Here is a 529-nt window from a genome sequence, read left to right as displayed (position 1 = left end):
GCATCTGGCGTACGTGATCTACACGTCGGGCTCGACCGGGCTGCCCAAGGGGGTGATGGTGGAGCATCGTAGCCTGGTTAATCTTTGTGTGTGGCATATCAATGAATTTTCTATCGTTCATAATAGTGTCAGTACAACGATGGCTGGAATCGCTTTTGATGCTGCATGTTGGGAAATATGGCCAACACTTATAGGTGGAGGGTTATTAGATATTCCAGATAAAACTAATTCAGGCGATAATATATCTCTCTTAAGTTGGTTCAAATTACGGCCTATAAATATTGCATTTTTAGTTACCCCTCTGGCTGATTTGGCATTGAAAAATGGTTTGTTCCCAGATAGCTTGCGTTATCTCCTGATTGGTGGGGATAACTTATCCCAGGTCAGTAGATGGATAGACAACTTACAATTAATTAATAATTATGGCCCGACTGAAACAACAATTGTTGCTACATCAGGAAGAATAGTTGAACGAAAAAATATTCATGTCGGTCGTCCAATAGCCAATACGCGGCTGTATCTGTTAAAT

At 41.2% G+C, this 529-nt stretch carries 1 protein-coding gene; it reads left to right on the top strand.

The window, feature by feature from the left end:
* Window positions 1-13: 13 nt before the first annotated feature.
* Window positions 14-529 (top strand): AMP-binding protein (locus GJV78_RS22795; RefSeq protein WP_330998852.1); only part of this gene is annotated, 516 nt, incomplete at its 3' end.

This window comes from Intestinirhabdus alba (genome assembly GCF_009711095.1).
In the GTDB taxonomy this organism is placed as follows: Bacteria; Pseudomonadota; Gammaproteobacteria; order Enterobacterales; family Enterobacteriaceae; genus Intestinirhabdus; species Intestinirhabdus alba.
This window is presented reverse-complemented; position numbering and strand designations above follow the sequence as displayed.